Annotated in this window: 15 protein-coding genes and 1 pseudogene; 6 read left to right on the forward strand and 10 right to left on the reverse strand. The window is 67.8% G+C overall.

Annotation, left to right across the window (positions count from 1 at the left end):
- Positions 1 to 38: 38 nt before the first annotated feature.
- Positions 39 to 2762: an ATP-binding protein gene (locus JM949_RS13100; protein WP_203148763.1), complete on the forward strand. Its 2724-nt coding sequence runs from the start codon at positions 39 to 41 to the stop codon at positions 2760 to 2762.
- Positions 2763 to 3071: 309 nt separating this feature from the next.
- Here JM949_RS13100 and JM949_RS13105 read toward each other — a convergent pair whose 3' ends face one another.
- On the reverse strand, positions 3072 to 3437 hold the full coding sequence (locus tag JM949_RS13105; RefSeq protein ID WP_203148764.1) for a nuclear transport factor 2 family protein: 366 nt from the start codon (positions 3435 to 3437) through the stop codon (positions 3072 to 3074).
- 127 nt (positions 3438 to 3564) lie between these two features.
- Between JM949_RS13105 and JM949_RS13110 the strand changes: the two genes are divergently transcribed.
- The gene (locus tag JM949_RS13110) at positions 3565 to 4506 is read left to right on the forward strand and encodes an AraC family transcriptional regulator (RefSeq protein WP_203148765.1); all 942 of its coding nucleotides are present in this window, start codon (positions 3565 to 3567) and stop codon (positions 4504 to 4506) included.
- Positions 4507 to 4717: 211 nt separating this feature from the next.
- Here the strand turns inward: JM949_RS13110 and JM949_RS13115 are convergent, their stop codons facing one another.
- The 4 genes from JM949_RS13115 to JM949_RS13135 all read right to left on the reverse strand — a co-directional run bounded on the left by JM949_RS13115 (position 4718) and on the right by JM949_RS13135 (position 8769).
- Complete coding sequence (locus JM949_RS13115) at positions 4718 to 5326, reverse strand: response regulator transcription factor (protein WP_309232146.1); 609 nt, start codon at positions 5324 to 5326, stop codon at positions 4718 to 4720.
- Positions 5327 to 5350: 24 nt separating this feature from the next.
- Positions 5351 to 6445 (reverse strand): sensor histidine kinase, encoded by a 1095-nt coding sequence (locus JM949_RS13120; RefSeq protein ID WP_203148766.1) that lies wholly within the window; start codon positions 6443 to 6445, stop codon positions 5351 to 5353.
- Complete coding sequence (locus JM949_RS13125) at positions 6330 to 7310, reverse strand: DUF418 domain-containing protein (protein WP_203148768.1); 981 nt, start codon at positions 7308 to 7310, stop codon at positions 6330 to 6332. The genes JM949_RS13120 and JM949_RS13125 overlap by 116 nt, the downstream gene beginning before the upstream one ends.
- A 1084-nt stretch (positions 7311 to 8394) precedes the next feature.
- A complete protein-coding gene (locus JM949_RS13135; protein WP_203148770.1) occupies positions 8395 to 8769 on the reverse strand; it encodes a DUF4259 domain-containing protein in 375 nt (124 codons plus the stop codon).
- 128 nt (positions 8770 to 8897) lie between these two features.
- On the opposite strand from JM949_RS13135, the pseudogene JM949_RS40165 reads away from it, so the two are divergent.
- A pseudogene (locus tag JM949_RS40165) lies at positions 8898 to 9211 on the forward strand (site-specific integrase); the annotation flags it as partial.
- Positions 9212 to 9373: 162 nt separating this feature from the next.
- Here the strand turns inward: JM949_RS40165 and JM949_RS13140 are convergent.
- Positions 9374 to 10492, reverse strand: a complete 1119-nt coding sequence (locus JM949_RS13140; protein ID WP_203148772.1) for a serine hydrolase domain-containing protein — start codon at positions 10490 to 10492, stop codon at positions 9374 to 9376.
- Between the two features lie 626 nt (positions 10493 to 11118).
- Between JM949_RS13140 and JM949_RS13145 the strand changes: the two genes are divergently transcribed.
- Positions 11119 to 11991: an endonuclease/exonuclease/phosphatase family protein gene (locus JM949_RS13145; protein WP_203148774.1), complete on the forward strand. Its 873-nt coding sequence runs from the start codon at positions 11119 to 11121 to the stop codon at positions 11989 to 11991.
- Positions 11992 to 12449: 458 nt separating this feature from the next.
- Here JM949_RS13145 and JM949_RS13150 read toward each other — a convergent pair whose 3' ends face one another.
- The 4 genes from JM949_RS13150 to JM949_RS13165 form a co-directional block, all read right to left on the reverse strand.
- The gene (locus JM949_RS13150; RefSeq protein ID WP_203148776.1) at positions 12450 to 12971 is read right to left on the reverse strand and encodes a site-specific integrase; all 522 of its coding nucleotides are present in this window, start codon (positions 12969 to 12971) and stop codon (positions 12450 to 12452) included.
- A gap of 307 nt (positions 12972 to 13278) precedes the next feature.
- Positions 13279 to 13989 (reverse strand): multicopper oxidase family protein, encoded by a 711-nt coding sequence (locus JM949_RS39115; protein ID WP_309232147.1) that lies wholly within the window; start codon positions 13987 to 13989, stop codon positions 13279 to 13281.
- A gap of 295 nt (positions 13990 to 14284) precedes the next feature.
- Entirely contained in the window at positions 14285 to 15586 is a 1302-nt protein-coding gene (locus JM949_RS13160) for an MFS transporter (RefSeq protein WP_309232148.1), read from the reverse strand.
- A 15-nt stretch (positions 15587 to 15601) separates the two neighbouring features.
- Positions 15602 to 16651 carry an aldo/keto reductase gene (locus JM949_RS13165; RefSeq protein ID WP_203148780.1) on the reverse strand — a complete coding sequence of 350 codons (1050 nt, stop codon included), beginning with the start codon at positions 16649 to 16651 and terminating at the stop codon, positions 15602 to 15604.
- A 114-nt stretch (positions 16652 to 16765) separates the two neighbouring features.
- Here JM949_RS13165 and JM949_RS13170 point away from each other — a divergent pair, with 114 nt between their 5' ends.
- Both JM949_RS13170 and JM949_RS36960 read left to right on the forward strand, forming a co-directional pair.
- Positions 16766 to 17242 (forward strand): MerR family transcriptional regulator, encoded by a 477-nt coding sequence (locus JM949_RS13170; RefSeq protein WP_203148782.1) that lies wholly within the window; start codon positions 16766 to 16768, stop codon positions 17240 to 17242.
- Positions 17243 to 17620: 378 nt separating this feature from the next.
- On the forward strand, positions 17621 to 18160 hold the full coding sequence (locus JM949_RS36960; protein ID WP_255545584.1) for an ATP-dependent DNA ligase: 540 nt from the start codon (positions 17621 to 17623) through the stop codon (positions 18158 to 18160).
- The last annotated feature ends 243 nt before the right edge of the window (positions 18161 to 18403 follow it).

Raw genomic sequence — 18403 nt, forward strand, 5'->3', positions numbered from 1 at the left:
TGATCTCACTCGGTGTACTCTCCGCCGGGGAGGGTGACGTGCCGAGTAGCACCGACAGTCCCGCGTTGCGGGGGCGGCGGCGCGAGCGGGAGACGCTCGACCGGCTGCTGCGCGACGTCCGTGCCGGACACAGCCGGGTGCTGGTGCTCCGCGGCGAGGCGGGTGCCGGTAAGAGCGCACTACTGGACTACCTGAGCGAGAAGGCTTCAGCCGGTCGGGTGACCCGGGCCGCCGGGGTGGAGCCAGAGTCCGAGATCGCCTACTCCGCGCTGCAGCAACTCTGCGCACCGCTGCTCGGTCACCTCGACGCGTTGCCGCAGCCGCAACGAGCCGCCCTCGCCACCGCCTTCGGGCTGAGCGCCGGCGATCCGCCGGAAGGGCTGCTCATCGGCCTCGCTGTGCTCGGTCTGCTCGCGGAGGCCGCGTCGGAACGGCCGCTGGTCTGCATCGTGGACGACGTGCAGTGGATGGACCGGATGTCGGAGGTCATCCTCACCTTCGTCGCCCGCCGGCTGGACGAGGAGTCGGTCGGGCTGGTCTTCGCCTGCCGCAGCCCGGGGGACGAACAGATCCTCGGCAGCCTGCCGGAATTGCGCGTCGACGGGTTGCCGGCCGCGGATGCGCGGGCGCTGTTGGACTCGGTGTTGTCCGGGCCAGTCGACGACCAGGTTCGGCAGCGGATCCTCGCCGAGACGCGCGGCAACCCGCTCGCACTGCTCGAACTGCCGCGCGGCCTGACGCCGGCGCAGCTGGCGTTCGGCTTCGGCGGACAGGCCGCGACGCCCTTGCTGAACCGGATGGAAGAGGGCTTTCAACGGCGCATCGCCGCGCTTCCGGCGAACACGCGCCGGCTCCTGCTCGCCGCAGCGGTCGAGCCGGTGGGTGACGTGACCTTGCTGTGGCGCGCCCTCGATCGGTTGCGGGTCGGGCCCGACGCTGTCGCGCCGGCCGAGGCTGCCGGGCTCGTCGAGTTCGGGGCTCGGGTACGGTTTCGTCACCCGCTGGTGCGTTCGGCCGCCTGGCGGTCGGCCGAGGCCGCTGAGCTGCGCGAGGTACACCGCGCCCTCGCCGAGGCGACCGACCCGCACCACGATCCCGACCGCCGCGCCTGGCACCGGGCGCACGCCGCCCTTGGGCCGGACGAGGAGGTCGCCGGGGAACTGGAGCGTTCGGCCGGCAGGGCGCTCGCCCGGGGCGGCCGGTCCGCCGCCGCGTCCTTCCTTGAGCGCGCCGCCGAGCTGACCCCGGACCCGAAGTCGCGTGCCGCACGCGCGTTGGGCGCCGCGCGGGCCCGATTGGAGGCCGGGGAGCTGAATCAGGTGCCGGATCTGCTGGCGGCGGCCGAGTCCGGTCCGCTCGAACCGTTACAGCAGGCCGGGGTGGACCGTCTGCGGGCGCAAGTCACCTTCGCGTTCAACCCCGGCAGGGCAGCCGGACCGCCACTGCTCGCGGCTGCTCGCCGCCTTGAAGAACTCGATTTCTGCACGGCGCGGATGACCTACCTCTCGGCGGTGGGTGCCGCCGTGCGCGCCGGCCGCCTCGGTGGCGGGGACCTGCGCCGGGCGGCCGAAGCCGCCCGCGGCGTGCCGGCCGGCGACGAGCCCGCGGGCCTGTTCCTGACCGGCCTCACGGCGTGGAGCCTAGACGGGTACGCGCCCGCCGTGCCGCATCTGCGCCGGGCCCTCGAGAAGATGACGACGGACGAGAATCTGCACCTGCTCTGGCTGGCCGGGCCGGTCGCGCACGAGGTGTGGGACGACGTGGCCTGGTATCGGCTCACCGAACAGGCGGTCTGCTTCGCTCGTACCACCGGAGCGCTGTCGCTGCTCCCCACGGCCTTGACCTTCCGCGCGGGGGCCCTGGTGTTCGCCGGACGGTTCGCCGACGCGTCCAATCTGCTCGACGAGGCCGATGCCCTCGGCCAGGCCACCGGGATGGCGCCGCATCCGTCCGCGTCGCTCACCCTGGCCGCGCACCGGGGCCGGGAGTTGCCCGCGATGGAGCTGATCGACGCGACCATCAAGGACGCCGAGGCGCGCGGCGAGGGTCGCCTGCTCGGCCTGGCCGGCTACGCCAGGGCGGTGCTGTCCAACGGGCTCGGCCAGTATCCGGCCGCGCTGGAAGCCGCACGTCAGGCTACCGAGTACGAAGACCTCGCCGTCTTCAACTGGACGCTCGGCGAACTGGTCGAGGCCGCCGTCCGAGTCGGGGACGCCGACGTGGCCGCCGAGGCCCGCGAGCGCCTTGCGCAGCGGGTCGGTGCCGCCGGCACCGAATGGGCACTCGGCGTCGGGGCCCTCGCCGACGCCCTGGCAGGACCGTCCGGTCAGGCCGAGGAGCGGTACCGCGAGGCGATCGAGCGGCTGACCCCGAGCCAGCTCACTCTGCAACTAGCCCGGGCCCGACTGCTGTACGGCGAGTGGCTGCGCCGGGAGAACCGCCGCGCCGATGCCCGGACCCAACTGCGCGCCGCTCACGGGGCGTTCGCCACGATGGGAGCGGAGGCATTCGCCGAGCGGGCGAGCCGGAAACTTCTCGCCACCGGCGAGACCGTCCGCAAGCGGACGGTTGGCGTACCTGTCGAGCTCACTCCACAAGAGGCGCAGATCGCGCGACTCGCCGTGGCGGGGCGGACCAACCCGGAGATCGGCGCCGCGCTGTTCCTCAGCCCGCGTACGGTGGAGTGGCACCTGCGCAAGGTCTTCACCAAGCTGGACATCGGGTCGCGCAGGGAGTTGGCGGCGGCCCTGCGTGACCACTGACCCCGGCCGGGCAAGCGACATGCGGCTGGCGAGGTCGACCGCTACAAAGCGGCGATTCCTGCTCGGGTCTATGTCAGACGGAACCCGAGGGGTAATCCGGGATGAGGTCTTCCGCGATCGACGCCGCACTCGGCGTCATCGCCGAACTGCCGCCCACACGCCCGACGATATGGTGCCACGGGCCTGTGGGCGGCCGACCCACCGAGCGCGGGCTAATTCTGGGCCGGTCGTGCGGATCGCGGACGAGTACGGTCGCAGCGCTGGCCATCCGCGCTCTACTACTGTTGGCGCACGCTCGACAGACGGCGCTCAGTCGAGCGGTCGATTGTATTCGTGAAAGCCCACGACCTTGCCGTTCCGGACCATGACGTGAATGCAGTGCCGGGCCGCGTACGGCTCGTTGAAGATGACACCCCGAGCCCAGTCCTCGAAGACGACGCGATCCTCGGCGACGGTTCTGGAAATCACCTCAACCTTGTCGAACCGACTGGTACCGGGCGTGAACACGCTGAAGAACCCAACCAGTTTCTCCCGCCCCTCGACCCCGGTGAAGTGACCGGTCTGCGGGGCGGGGAGGATCACGTCCACCTCATCGTCAAACAGGTCGAAGAAGCTCTCCCACGAACCAGTCTGGAACCCTTGAATCAGGGCGTCATACGCCTCGTCGGCGATCACCCGAACACTGTCGCTCATCGTCTATTCCTTCCGGGCTGTCTTTGCCAGATCCGAGATTAGCTTCTAGGGTTGCCCAAAAGGCATGCGAGAAGCGCCAGAATTGTTTCGCCATCGTCCCGGAGTCGAAATGGATCCCCTGTCCCACGTGCTGGCCCTGTCGAACATCGAAGGTGCCGTCTGCGCGGAGCTGCGAGCCGGCGGTGAGTGGGCGATCGCCTTCCGCGGCCAGCTGCACGTAAAGTTCGGAGTGGTGATCTCCGGATCCTGTTGGCTCACCGTGGAGACCGTCAAGGCACCGCTGCACCTGCGGCAGGGCGACTGCTACCTGGTGGTCGGCGGTCAGGATTACCAGCTCGCCAGCACTCCGGGGATCACCACCGTGCCTTCGGAGGAGGTCTGGACGTCGGGCGAGGACCTCGGCTACTGCGGCAACGGCCATGACACCACCCTGGTCGGCGGGCGCCTGCATTTCGACCGCGCCAACGGCGAACTGCTGCTCAACGCATTTCCTTCGGTCGTCCACCTCGCCGCCGACGCGGACCACACCGGCGTGCTTCGGGCGACGATTCAACTCCTGACGTACGAGACGGCCGCCCCCCGGCCGGGACAGACGCTCATGCTCGACCATCTGGCGCGCATCATCCTGCTGCACGGGCTGCGCGCCCACCTGACCGCCAGCGCCGTTGGACCTCCCGGTGAGCGCGCGCATGTGGCGGCGCTGCTCGAGCCCGGGGTGGACGCGGCCCTGACAATGATGCACGACGACGTAGCGCGCACCTGGTCCGTTGACGAGCTCGCGAGAACGGCGCGGATGTCACGCTCGGGCTTCACTGAGAAATTCAAGGCCGTCGTCGGGGAGAGCCCCGGTAGGTACCTGCTGAGCCTGCGCATGCACACGGCCAAGCAGCTCTTGCTGAAGTCCGACCGAACAGTCTCCTCAGTGGCCGCCGAGTTGGGCTACCGCTCGGAGGCCGCCTTCAGCACCGCCTTCAAACGGGTAATGGGAGCGCCCCCTCGGGACTACCGGACATCCCGTGCTGCCGGTGACATCGATCCTGCCGGCCACTGAACGCGCCGCGCAGATCGCCGATCCACTTGTCGCGTGGAACCCGCAGCCGCGTCACGCCTCCGCCGCCGGCCGAACCAACCCGTGAAAGCCTTCTTCTGCAAGCCAGAAGTCCGCTACGCCGCCGCCTGAACACCACCTATGTGCCCTACGCATCAATATGACGCGCGGGCTACGGTGCTGCCGCAACACGCGCGAGCGGGCGGGCGGGCAGTTAGAGGATGCCGCGACGGTGGGCGGCGGAGACGGCGGAGGCCCGGTCGGGAGCCTCCAGCTTGGCGTAGATGTGCTGGAGGTGGGTCTTGACGGTGGCCTCGCTGATGAACAGAGCCGCCGCCGCCTCGCGGTTGGTCCGGCCCTGCGCGATCAAAGCCAGCACTTCGCGTTCACGGGCGCTGAGCTTGGTCTCGGTGAGACGCTGGCCCGGCCGCACCCGGGAGAGCAGCAGCGCAGCGACGGACGGTGACAGCACGGTCTGGCCCCGGGCGGCGGCGCGCACCGCGCGGAACAGTTCCTCTCGCGGGGCGTCCTTGAGTAGGTAGCCGATTGCGCCGGCTTCGACGGCGGGCAGCACATCGGAGTCGGTGTCGTGGGTGGTGAGGACCAGGATCCGCAGGGCCGGCCGGCGCTCCAGTAGCAGCCGGATGAGCGTGCCGCCGCTGGGATCGGGCATCCGCAGGTCGGTCAGCACGATGTCGGGGCGCACGGCGTCGACCACCGTCAGTGCCTCTGTGCCGTTCGCCGCCTCGCCGACGACTTCGAAGTCCGGCTGGGTGCCCAGCATCCCCCGCAGGCCGTCGCGCACGACCGGGTGGGTGGTCATCGACGACCACGAGCCGCAGCCGGCTCACGTCCCGGCCCTGATCGACGGGACGGTGACGCTGACCGCCGTGCCCGCGGCCGGCGACGACTCCACCTCGACGGTGCCGGCCAGCGCGGCGACCCGCTGCCGCAGGGCCGTGAGACCGAAGCCACCGGCTGAGGCGGCGTTGAAGCCGATGCCGTCGTCGCGGACATCGAGCACGATCAAATCTTCCATGTAGGACAACGTGACGTCCACGCGGCGGGCCTCGGCATGGCGGCCGACGTTCGACAGCGTCTCCTGGGTCGCCCGCAACAGGGTCACCTCCACCTCCGAGTGCGCCGGTACGGGCTCGCCGGTCACGCTGAATCTGGCCGACACCTCGTACTGATCGGTCCACGCCGACACCGCCTCCCGTACGGCGTCGCAGAGCCGGGCCTGCAGCAGCGGGCCGGGGCGCAGCGCGTCTATCGACCGGCGCACCTCGTCCAGGCTGGTACGCGCGAGGTTGCGGGCGGTGTCCAGCCGACCGCGTGCCTGGGCTGACACCTCACCGATCGCCTCCAGCTGCGTGACGATCCCGGTCAACCCCTGCGCGACGGTGTCGTGGATCTCGCGGGCCAGCCGGGCACGTTCATGGGCGACCCCGGCGTCCTTGGCCTTAGCCACCAGCAGCTCCTGCAGCCGGGTATTCTCGGCAGCCATCGCGACCAGCTCGCTGTTGGTCTCCCGGCGCCGGATCGCCTCCCGCTCCATGGCCCTGACCATAGTGCCGAACAGCGCCGCGAGCGGGGTTACCACCCCGATGTTGATCAGCACGGAGCCTAGGTCCATACCGGTCACCAGCAGCACCGGAAGGTTGACCGCCAGCACACCTATGTACGTCCACCAACCCGGCAACGCCACGAACGCCAGCACGTAACATGCGGGGACGAACACTTGAAATGCGTCGCTGCGCGTCACCAGCACAGCGGCGAACGCGAGGACGCCGGCGAAGTAGCCGACCATCGTCCACGTTCGCCGCTCACACCACTGCGGATGGGCGACCACGAACCACCAGTGCCACCCCGCGAACCCGGCGGCGACGGCGAGCGTGACCAGGTGGTGCGCCCACCCGGCCGCGTCGACGACCAGCGACACCACCGTGCAGCGCCGCCAGGCCCCACAGGGCAAGCAGCGACGTCGGCGCCCAGAAATGCCCGACCGCGAGACCGGCCGGCAGCCCGCCCGCGACCGCGATCGCCAGACCGGCGACGGCGGTGCGGACCAGCAGCGGCCGGTGGGCCAACGGATCGGTGAGGATGCCGCGGCGGGCGGCCCAGGTGCCGACGAGCGCGGCGCTCCCGACGCCGATGACGCCGATCGGGGTCACCAGCCACTCCAGGGGCCGCAGGGCCATCGCGGCCAGCGGATCGGTCATCTCGAAGGACCAGAAGAACGAGCGCGTGCCGTCGGAGGGCATCATGTACGCCGCGCCCTGGACGACCGCCACAATCATCAGCCACGACGCGGCGGCGACCAGCAACTTGCGGTCGGACACGCGAGTCAGCGCGATGAGGATGAAGCCGAGCACGCCGTACAGGCCGAGGATGTCGCCCGGGAACAGCAGCAGCGCGTGCATAAATCCGAACGCGATCAGCCACCAGCTCCGACGCCGCAGCAGGCGCTTCACCTGTAGCTCTGCCACCCCGGCAGCCCGCTGACGCTCAAAGATCTGCACGACGCCGCACGCGAACAGGGCGGCGAACATCGGATACGCGCGGCCGTCGACCAAGGTTACGGTGAACACGCTGACGATCCGGTCCAACATGCCGTGCTCGACGATGTGCTGCCGGACGCCGTACGGACGGTCGTAAAGGTAGATGACGGAGTTGGCGAGCGCGATCAGGGCCAGCATCAGACCCCGCGCGAGGTCGGGTGCGAGGGACCGGTCGCGCGTGCCGACAGGTCCGACCGCGACTTCGGTTTGTGTCATGGGTTCAGCCTGCGATCGCGCGACGCCCACGAATCGGCCGGTTCACGGGCCGGGGCCATCATCCGGCAGCGTCCCCCGCATCCACCGATCAGTTGATGCGCGGGACCGTCGGGTGGTCCGACCTTCCGGCTACCGAACCTCATGCCTGGGCTCTGAGAACTCTCAGGTTTGCAGGGCGCTTTCGGGCATTGCGCACGGCCCACGACGCCTCGTGGCATCTCCACATGATCGAAATTGCGAAGTCGGCGATCAGCTCGCTGCGGGCCTATGGCGTGCCATTCCCGACGGCTTCTTCCCGATCGTGCCGGCGGAGATGATGGTGACCACCGCAGGTGACCGCCCTGAGGCGCGATCGGCGGCATCGCGGTACACGTCGAGTACGAGCCTGATCATGCGCACTGTCCTCGGGTACTTGTTTCGTTGACCTGCGACCGTGGCGCGGCCAGGTTTCGGTCGAGGCGCCCGGGCTGTCGCTCTCATGTCGGCTGCCCACACTGGTCGTATGGCTCTCATTTGGCCTGCGCGGTCCGGGGTCGCCCCAGGGCAGGGAGAGGCTCAAGAGGGGTTTGCTCGGCTCCGCCATGATCGAGGTCATGGCCGGCAATGAGGCCATCGTCGGTGGCGGCCGGTTCGACACCGACCGCGACGGCTACACAGCGATGAGGAGATACGCCACCTCGCACTTGTGATCATCGACGGATGTGGGCCGCTGCCAGCCGGCGAGCCCCGCCTGCGGCGGCTGGTCCGCCCGCCCGAACCGGCACGGGAAGCCAGTGCCAGCCCCGAGACGGGGTCACTGGCATCCAAGCCCGATCGGTCGTAGGCGGACCAGCTCGGCTAGTGCGTCTTCCATCAGCCCTCGAAAGTGAGGGGGGGTGGGTTGGCCGAGCCGGTCCGGACACGACGCCGGCCTGATCAGAGAACAGGGCGAAAGCGTCCACATCCGGCCGGGCCGCTACCGACAAAGACTCGACGGGAACTGGCCTCAGAGGCCCAGGCAGCGACAGCAGCAACGGGCAGCGGCGGACGACACGGGATGGCCAGATAGCCGCGGCCCACAGCGGAGAACGATGTGCGTCACTCCCTGCTGTGGGTGGTGCGGACGGCCGGAACGTTACGCCTGTTCGGCCCTAACCAGTTCGGCAAGCTGATCGAAGGTACGGACGAGCTGGGCGCGCCGCTGTTCCTTGTGGTCGGGTGTGGGCTCCAGATCGTCGATGGCCGCTTCCCAGACGGTCAGGAACTTAGCCTTCCACTCGGCGATGGTATCCAGGTCGGGCAGCTCGACCCCGACGTAGTTCTGTTGGGCAATGAGGTGGAGCAGTTCGAGGTTGCAGGGCACGGCGACGCCCCAGTATTCGTCGGGCTCGATTCTGACGGGGTCGCCGGACATCGCCTCGGCGACTTCGGTGATGAGTCGGTCGGTCAAGATCCCCAGATGGTCGGCTGCGGTGTCGCTGTCGAAGTTGCCGCTGCCCCAACCGCCCATCGGTCCTCCGCCTGTCGTGCCCTCTGGTCCTACGAATTCAACCAGGTCGGTGTGACCTCTGGCAGCGGCGGAACGGCACCCCCACAGCGCCACTGGACGAGGCGCCGGGCTCGAACTCATCGGGGAATGCGTCGCGCCTCGGCAAGTTGCTCCGTGACATCGCCAGGAATCATGCGCCCGCTGCCAAGGTCGTCCTCGGGCAGATGTTCGCCTTGGCGGTACGACGCGGCTTGACGGCCAAGCCGGTCCGTGACACTGGTCGACTACGTACCCCGCGTCGCGGGGTCGTTGCCACTGATACCGAGCAACTGGACGCCGTGCGCTCGGCGACCTGCAAGTGGCAGCCCACGCCGGGCACGTCGGGCCTCGGCCCACCGGCGACCTGTCCGACATGTTTGACGCCATGTTCTCCAGCGGCGTGCGCATCGGCGAAGTCTTAGCGCCGCCTGGCGCTGAGCTGCCAAAAATGCGTCCTGCGGTGATCGACGCTTGCCGTCGATAGTCAACGCTCTGCAGGAGTTTTCGGGGGTAAACGGGGGCACCATTGACCCCGCCAACACGCCCTTCGACCCACCAAGGTCACCCCGTTAGAGGATGCCGGCCGTCAGCCGCAAATGGCCTTGTTCACGAACGCGTTGGCGGCGTCGTCGATGTCACCGTCGAAGTTGGGCGTCACCGCAACGGTCACCTGGCGGCGCCGGTCCTGTGTCGAGAAGGAATAGGCCTGGTAGGCCAGGGCATCGCCGTCATTGCCATATACACGGACCCCGCACGGTGTGTCCCGCCAGGCCAGCCCGAGACCGTACGCGCGGCTCTCGACACCCGGTGTCTTCATCTCGTCGAGCAGGTGCCCTGGTAGCAGGCGCCCACCGAGCAGTGCGGCGAAGAACCGGTTGAGATCCTTTGTGGTGGAGATCATTTCGCCGGCGGCGCCGAACACCGACGGGTTCATCCGCGTGTAGTCGACGAGCTGCCACCCGCCGTCCTCCTGCCTAATCGGCACGTACCCGTGGGGATGGGGTCCGCGAATGCGCGTTGACGTCCCCGGCAGCCAGGTGTCGTCCAACTGCAACGGCCGGATCACCCGGTTTTCAATCTGCTTGGCGTACGACGTGCCAGTCGCCTTCTCGATGATCTGGCCCACGAGGAGGTAGCCGGTGTTCGAGTAGGAGAAGGCGGAGCCAGGTTCGTCGAACACCGGCGGGTTGGTCAGCGCCCGCGCGACGAGTTCGTCCGCGGTCCAGGTCCGCCACCGGTTGTCCAGGAACGCCGGGGCCGGCGGCAGCGGCAGCGTGGGTATCACGTCGGGCAACCCGCTGGTGTGGTTGAGCAGGTGCCGCACGGTGATGCGGTGACCGTTCGGGACGACTCCCGGTAGCCACGACTCGACTGTGTCCTCCAGGCGCAGTTCACCCTCGTCGACCAACTGCAGCACGACGGCGGCGAGGAACGTCTTTGTGATGCTGCCAACCCGGAACCGGCCGTCGACCGGGACCGCCCGTGCCCTGCCGTCCTCGGCGACGCCGCTGGTGCCCCGCCACACGCCATGCTCGTCACGCACATCCGCCAGTGCGCCGATCGCGCTCGCGGCCACGACCTCGTCGAGCCCACTCTGCAGCCCGACGCGATCCGTGTCCGGCGGAGCAGCAGTAGCGGCCGCCGACGCCGCCAGCACAGCCACTGCCGTCGTCGCAGTGACCAGCACTCGAAACACGTGGTTCATCCGACCCCCCATGACCAGTTTTCTCAAGACCCGAGCCTGACGGACCGGAAGCGGCATTCCTATCGGGGGCCGCCCTGGCTTTGCCCCGACGGCAGGTGCGGGGCCAACCCTTCGGGGTCCTCACCGCTCGACGTGTGCGGCCGCAACGTACACCGGCCGGCGCCAGCCACCCGGGAAGAGCAGTGGGAGGCCAATCACGTCAACGCCAGCGTGACGACTCGTCATACGCCCGTGCCGTCGATGGCCGGGACGCCGAGGTCGCTCAGCAGCAGCGGGACGCAAGCAGGCCGAAGGTAGCGAGACGACCGGGCACGCCAAGCCCCGAAAGGCAGCTCAATGATCGATGCTCAAGGCGATGACCTGGCGTCTCTGCGGGGCGAGGTCGGCACCCTTGCCCACCGCCAGGGTCACCTCGGCGCCCGCTGCCGCCAGCGCCCGGGCACCTCGACCGAAGCTTGGCCGGGCTGCGGTAGACGGTCAGTGAAACAAGTAGCCGATGGGCGCGCATTTAAGTGCATGTAAATGCACCATCGAACGACGTTGCGATGCACCGTCACTGACCGTGGATCAACCGTAGCCATAGAGCGACGATCATCTGGGGGCTCGCGCCTTGCATAGTGGTCAACGTGCCGGGGCAATACCGGATTACGACCAACCGTCACGGCTACGGAGGTTCGCTGATGGTCGACAGCATGGCCCGTGTGATGACTTGGAACATCTGGTGGAGGTTCGGCCCGCACTGGCGTGACCGACAACCCGGCATCCGGGAGACGCTGACGCGGTTTCGTCCTGACGTCGTGGCGCTCCAGGAGGTCTGGGCCGGTGACGGCACGACCCAGGCGCACGAACTGGCGGACGCACTGGGAATGCATGCGGTGTTCGCCGCACCCTCCTACCCGCCGGCGCCGAAGCATCCAGACGTTGTCGACTGGACCGACATCGATCTCGGTATCGCGGTCCTGAGCCGGTGGCCGATCCTCGACGAGGTTGCACTGGTGATGCCGGCTCGGCACCGCAGTTGGGATCCGGTCGCTCTCGTTGTTCGAGTCGATCATCCTGCCGGGCCGCTGCCCATCGTGGCAGCCTGCCTCGACTACGGCACTCCCTACACCGACGACCGCATCGCGCAAGGAGCCTTCGTGGCCGATCTTGCTACCGATCCCCGGTTTGACGGCCCGTGTCCAGTAATGCTGATGGGCGACCTGAACGCCGCCGTCGACTCCCCGGTTCTGCGGCCGGTTCGAGACGTGTTGACCGACGCCTGGAGCGCCGGAAACGGACCGGTCGACGCGGTCACCCTGCCGTCGACCCATCCGTCGGCACCATTGGAGGCCGGACCCGAGCTAATTGACCAGCGGATCGACCACATCTTCTTCCGACCGGGACGCGAAGACCAGCAGATTCTCGTCGAGGAAGTGAGACTGGCCGGCGAACCGACCGAAGGCATTCATCCCTCCGACCATAAGGCAGTGGTGGCAGACCTGCGCTGGCGCGGATAGGCAATCCCGTGGCCGGCACAGAGGCCGGCAGAGGTGAGACCAAGCGCGGAGCAGCTTTACACCTTTCCGCGCTATCAGCGCGGGGGTGTCGCAGGTCAGCTGGCGGACGCGTGTCACACATCAGCCGACGGGTCGTTCGTCGGGCTCCTCGATGATCGCCACGGCCAGCCGTCGTCCGTCAGGCACCGCGCCGGTGTGGCGCGCGACTCCGGGCCGGGAGGCTGGCTCGGACGGCTGTTGGTTGGGCAGTCCTGACCCGCCGAGCGGACGCGGAGTGATCACGAAACCTGTGTGCCTGTTCGCCTCTACCCGCTGACGACACCACAACGCCGAGCGGTTGGCGCCTCGAACACGAGCACGCTCGGCGGTCCGATGGTGTGTCACGGTCCATCTTTGCATCGTCTCCCGGGCCGGCGCGGCGGCGCCACCTTCGCATCCGATGTTGTGGATCTTCACCCCTACCTCTGCCTCGCTCCTCCGCAGTGGTTGGACAGCACTTCCTGCCGAGTGCCGACGCGGCGGGCGAACAGGTGCGGCAACGCGGGGCCGTGGGTTTTCTCCGCAGGGTCGTACCGGATCGCCAGCGGCACTGTTTCGGCGTCACCCCTGGCGCGACGTTGGACCGCAAGCAGGACCTGCACGAGTTCGGGGCTCATCGGGATTAGTCGTTCCCGGTCGGCCTTGGACGGGGTGATGTGCAGCAGCGGCACCAGCGTCCGGGTTGTCGAGGGGGTGTAGTGGCGCAGCGAGAGTTGGGTCAGTTCGAGAACTTCCTCGATGCGAGCGCCCGTGTGCCGCAGGGTCTCGATCAACGCCCACGCCCAGAAGCAATTGGCCTCCAGGGCGTTGACATCGACGAGGTGGTCATCGGCGTCCCGCAGCCAGATCCGGTCGCGTGCCCGCCTGCCGCGCAGCGGCGGATCGTGCCGGGTGTGGACCTGCCCGTCGATGGTGGTCTGCTGCCCGTGCGGGGTGGCCAAAGCCGCCGCGAGTAGTCTGCTCGACCACTTCCTGCGTGGCGGCCCTCGAGCAGCCGCGGCAGCAGCGGCGTGAGGATTCGGGTGCGCTGTTGCATCCGCGCTGTTCGCTGCCGCTTCACCGGCGAGTGAGTGTCCCTTCGCGCGGAGCAACTGCCCCCGCTTTCTCTGCTATTTGTTCGTCGGCTGGTTGTGCCGTGGCACCTCTCGGTGGTGTTGGTGCGATGGGTGCGTGGAAGCGCTGCTGTGTGAGCGGAGAGGGCTCTTGTTGGTTCAGTTCGATCATCTGGACGGATGATTGTTGGTTGGCTCAGGTGACGACGAGGTTGGCCATCATGGCCATGTCTTCGTGTTCGAGGTTGTGGCAGTGGAAGACGTATTTGCCTGGGTAGCCGTCGAAGTGGATGAGGATTTTGGCTTGTTCGCCGGGGCGTAGGTCGATGGTGTCTTTCCAGCCGGCGTCGAACGGGCCTGGGCCTCCGCTGCCCCGAGCCAGCACTTGGAAGGGGCTGAGGTGGATGTGGACGGGATGGTGGAAGTCGGCGTTCAGTTGCCAGATTTCGGTGGTGTCGAGGCGGATGTGCGCGGCGATGGAGTCGGGGCTGAACGGTGCTTGGGAGATGAGCCAGCCGTCGTGGTCGTTGACGTCACCGGCCCGGAAGTCGAACTTGCGGGTGACGATCGCGTCGGCTGTCCGCAGAACCGGGATGGTGGATAGTCGATCCGGAACCTTGAAGTTCTGCGACCGTCCGTCGCCGACGACGAACCGCATGACCTGTCCCATTGCCGTAGTGCCGAAGTCGTTGATCAGGGTAACTCCGGTGCCCGGGGCGTAGTGGGAGAAGTCGACGAGTACGTCGAAGCGTTGGGCGGGGGCCAGTTCGAGGTGGTCGTGCCGAATGGGTTCGGTGAGAAGACCTCCGTCGGTGCCGATCTGGGTGATGGCGGACGGAGGCGCCGGGTCGAGTCGCAGTGACAGTCGTCGGGCGTCCGGCGTCGCCGTCCCCACCCGGCAGCGCACGAGCGAGGCCAGCCTGGTCCGTCGCCTTGAGGCGGCGCACCGCCGCAGCCAGGAACTCACCCGGCAGGTCGCCGAACTCCGAGAGCAGCTTGCCGCTGCGCATGGGGCATTACGCGATAGCCGTGTCGGACGCACCACACATACGTGATGAGCAGCGGTTTCACTTACGCGCCCAGCAGGACCAGCTCGTGCCTTCCAGCGAGAAATCAACGTTTAGCCCCAGCACGCGGCGTGGTCGAGGTCTTCGCTGATGGTGGCTTTATGGTCATCCCGGTGCGCTTGAGCGGCGCGTAGCTCATCGTGCTGGGGAAGCGGTCCTTTCGAGGACCCGCGAGGGCCGGGGTGGGGTGGGGAGGTCGCGTCGGCCTTTGAGTGGGCCGAAGGGCATGGTGAGTGCGCCCGTGACGTAGATGCCGAGCATGATCGCGAGTGCGGTGCGTATGCCGAGTTGCTGGCCGAGCCAGCCGGAGGCGAGTCCGGATGCTGGCATCGCGGCGAAGGCGAGCATTTGGATGGTGGTGCTGACGCGGGCTTGAAGGTGGTCGGGGACGTAGGTGAGGCGCCAGGTGCTGCGGATGACGTTGTCCGCGACGATCGCGAATTCGCATAGCAGCAGCCCGGCGACCATCCACGCGACACCTGCGCCGGGGTCGGCTAGCAGCACCAGTAGGCAGCTGCAGCTGGTGAGTTGCAGCGTGATCGGGCCGCGTGCGGTGCCGAGCCGGCGGGCGATGTGTGGGCCGAGGAGGCCGCCGATGACGCCGCCGACGCCGCCGGTGGCGAGCACGAGTCCGGTCACTGCTTGTGGTGCGGCGAGCTCGTCGACCAGGAAGAGGACCTGGAGGGTCAGCAGGCCGGTGAGGCCGAAGTTCTGTACCGCGGCCAGGCCGGCGAAGTACCGCAAATAGCGGTCGCGGGCGACGACGGTGACGCCGGCTCGGATGCGCTGAATGAAGGACTCTTCCAGCACGGCTAGAGCGTGATCGGGTGCCCGGCTCGCGGGGCGTATTCGGGCGAGGCAGGCCGCCGATATGAGGAAGCTGATCGCGTCGAGGAGCACGCCGAGCGCGGCGGAGACGGCCTGGGCGATCAGGCCGGCCAGCCCCGGCCCGACGATCGTGCTGGCTGATTCGGTGGCGTACAGCATCGAGTTCGCGGTTGCGAGCTGGTCTGCGTCGACTACGCGGGTGACGAGTCGGGGCAGTGCGGCTCGGAAGAGCACGGCACACGAGCCGATCACGAACGCGACCGCGACCAGCGCCGCAAGCGACAGCGTGCCGGTCACCCACAGCAGCGGCACGGTCGCGGCAGCGGTGGCCGCGACCACATCGCTCGCGATCATCGTCGTGCGGGGCGGCCACCGGTCGGCGAGCGCACCGGCTGGCAGCCCGAGGATCAGCCAGGGTGACCAGCTCGCCGCCGCTAGGATTCCCATCCAGCCCGGACCGGCATCCAGCTGGGTGGCCGCGAGCAGCGACAGCAGCGTCGCCGTGGTCGCGGTCCCGAAGAGGCTGACGGCTTCACCGAACCAGAGGACTTGGAAGGCGCGAGGGAGCCGGGGGGATGCCCGTCTCTCTCGATTCAAATTCTGGCCCACCAACTATCAGCTCGCTCAGGCCGCGGCGCGGTCGGTGAGTGGGCGGCGACGCAGTGCGGTGTCGGTCAGTGAACGCGGGGGCAAGGGAGCGTTGGGGTTGTACAGGTTGGTTCCGGGCGGCACGATCTCGTCGATTCGGTCGAGGGTCGCATCGTCCAGGGTTAGCGCGGCGCCCTTGAGGAGATCCTCCAGCTGCGGCATGGTCCGCGGTCCGATGATCGCCGAGGTGACCCCCGGGTGGGCCACGGTAAACGCAATGGCGAGTTGAGGGAGGGTGCAGCCGATGTTTTCCGCGAGTTCGACGAGCTGTTCGACGGCGTCGAGCTTGGCGGCGTTTTGCGCGTTGGCGGGATCGAATAGCGCTGGCCGGATGGCGGGACGGCCGGTTGATAGGTCGATGGGTTGGTTCTTGCGGTATTTGCCGGTGAGGAACCCGAAGGCCAGTGGGCTCCAGACCAGCACACCCATCCCGTAGCGCTGGCAGACGGGCAGGACTGAGGCCTCGATCCCGCGGGCCAGGACCGAGTACGGCGGCTGCTCGCTGCGGAAGCGTCCGAGACCACGACGCTCGGAGACGTGATGCGCCTCGACGATCTCCTCAGCCGGGAACGTCGAGCAGCCGAAAGCGCGGATTTTCCCCTGGCGCACGAGGTCGCTGAGCACCGAGAGCGTCTCCTCGACGTCGGTCGAGTCGTCGGGGCGGTGGACCTGGTAGAGGTCGATCCAGTCGGTGTTCAGGCGCCGGAGGCTGTCCTCAACCGCCTTGAGGATCCAACGCCGCGAGTTGCCACTGCGATTGCGGCCCTCGCCCATCTGAAAGTGCACCTTGGTGGCCAATACGATGTCATCACGGCGCCCCCGCAGCGCCTTTCCCACAATCTCCTCGGACTCTCCCTGTCCGTACATGTCGGCGGTGTCGACGAAGTTGATCCCCTGGTCCAGGGCGGCGTGGATGATACGGACGCAATCGTCGTGGTCGGAGTTGCAGCCATCCTGGAACATCATGGTCCCGAGGCAGTAAGCACTGACTTCGATACCGGTTCCGCCGAGGGTGCGATAGCGCATGGTGATGCTTCCCTTACTGGTTCAGCCGTGATTGCAAAGCGAACGACGCGTCGATCGCACGGGGAACCCTAGGATCTAGAGTCGGCTCTAGGTCAAGCCGCTACCCTGAACGGTATGGCTGAGGTCACCACAAATTTGAGCATCGGGCAGGTCGCCGAACGCACCGGATTGAGTGTGCACGCGCTGCGCTTCTACGAACACGAGGGCCTCTTCGTCAACCCTGTGCGGCGCGGACCTGGCGGGCGCCGCGTCTACAGCCAGGATGACGTGGACTGGCTCACCGTCTGCATCATCTTGCGCGCCTCCGGCATGCCCCTGCCCGCGCTACGCCGATACGCCGACCTCGTCAGGCAGGGAGCCGGAAACGAGGAAGAACGACTCACGCTTATGCGCGAGCACCAAGCCCACGTCACCGCCCAGATCGGCAGACTCGCCGAGTGCCTGGACCTGATCAGGTTCAAGGTCGGGGTGTATGAGGACCTCCTCAACCCGGACAGCGCCGGCGACCACCAATGTCACGCTCCGATCCCTTCGGCAGCGGCGCAGCCGACCGAGATCCGCATCGGCGACGCGCGGGTGTCGGGCTCGTGAACACGGCGCCGTGCGGGTCGACGCCACCAATGCCGACGTCATCCTGCTGATGCGCGCCCAACTACGTCACCAGCTACGTGCCGGACGCCTCGCCCGACCTGTGGCAGCGATACCTTGCAATCATCTTCGACGGCCTACGCCCAGAAAAGGTGCCCACCCGCTGCCCCACCCGCCGCCGGTCGCTCCTTGACGCCCACCACAGGGTCGGACCGCCGCTACCTGCTGACGCCCCTGGCGGCTGGACAGCGCTCACATGGGAACGGAAACCTCGGCCGCAGCTGATTGAGCATATTGACAGGCACCGTCATGGACATGTCCACGACGCAACATCGCCGACGAACCAGCTAACTGATCAGCGGACCCAAGATAAACGGCGAACTGATCGTGTTCGAACACGGGCGGACGAACTTCGCTCAGTTGCAGCGGCGCGTCACCGCGGGGCGCGGGCTTCTCCGCCTGGCCAGCGAATGCCCGGCCCATTACGTGCTCTTCGACCTGCTCGCCGACGTCGGCGGCCGACCGTTGCTGAATCTGCCCCTCTCACAGCGGCGGGCCCGGCTACAGCGACTCCTTGCCGACGCACCGCCCCAGCTCGTCTTGACACCGCAGACAACGGACATGCGGGAGGTCTGGGGCTGGCTGACGACCTGGACCGTCGCCACAGGCATCGAGGGAGTCTTGCAGTTAGGGTTTGCGGTTGACCGTTTGACCGCCGGCTTTGCCACTGAGCTTCGGGGCCAACGAGATCTTGCCGATCTCTATGTTGTAAGTATCAGCGTCGCCGTCGGTTCCGAGAGCTTGTCGTGTCGGTCGACAGAACTCCCGTTCACGGGAGGTGACGAGTCGCCCGAAGCTGAACGCGTGTTGTCAGCGGCAGAAGAGCGTACGCAACAAGGTGCCGGCGGTGCCGGTCCGTGATGGCGGCTTCGGCACGAGGGGTGCCTGGCGACCGACCGGGTCAGATCCAATCGGGTAGCGTCTCACTGTGTATCAGGCGATCTTGCTGGACGTGTACGGCACGCTCGTACACGATGATGAAGGCGCGGTCAATGACGTCTGCGTGCAGGTAGCAGATTTGATCGCAGTCGATCCGTCTGCTGTCGCGGCGGAGTGGTCCCGACGGCTGGAGGCCAGCGCCGAGATGGCGTATGGGGCCGGTTT

Origin of the sequence: Micromonospora tarensis (assembly GCF_016803395.1) — a bacterium.
Lineage (GTDB): Bacteria > Actinomycetota > Actinomycetes > Mycobacteriales > Micromonosporaceae > Micromonospora > Micromonospora tarensis.

Bases quoted from the DNA above. Each gene is read 5' to 3' on its own strand.
- JM949_RS13170 (WP_203148782.1), top strand. From the start codon at position 16,766: ATGGCTGAGGTCACCACAAATTTGAGCATCGGGCAGGTCGCCGAACGC.
- JM949_RS13140 (WP_203148772.1), bottom strand. From the start codon at position 10,492: ATGAACCACGTGTTTCGAGTGCTGGTCACTGCGACGACGGCAGTGGCT.
- JM949_RS13135 (WP_203148770.1), bottom strand. From the start codon at position 8,769: ATGGGCGGTTGGGGCAGCGGCAACTTCGACAGCGACACCGCAGCCGAC.
- JM949_RS13115 (WP_309232146.1), bottom strand. From the start codon at position 5,326: ATGACCACCCACCCGGTCGTGCGCGACGGCCTGCGGGGGATGCTGGGC.
- JM949_RS13165 (WP_203148780.1), bottom strand. From the start codon at position 16,651: ATGCGCTATCGCACCCTCGGCGGAACCGGTATCGAAGTCAGTGCTTAC.
- JM949_RS13110 (WP_203148765.1), top strand. From the start codon at position 3,565: ATGGATCCCCTGTCCCACGTGCTGGCCCTGTCGAACATCGAAGGTGCC.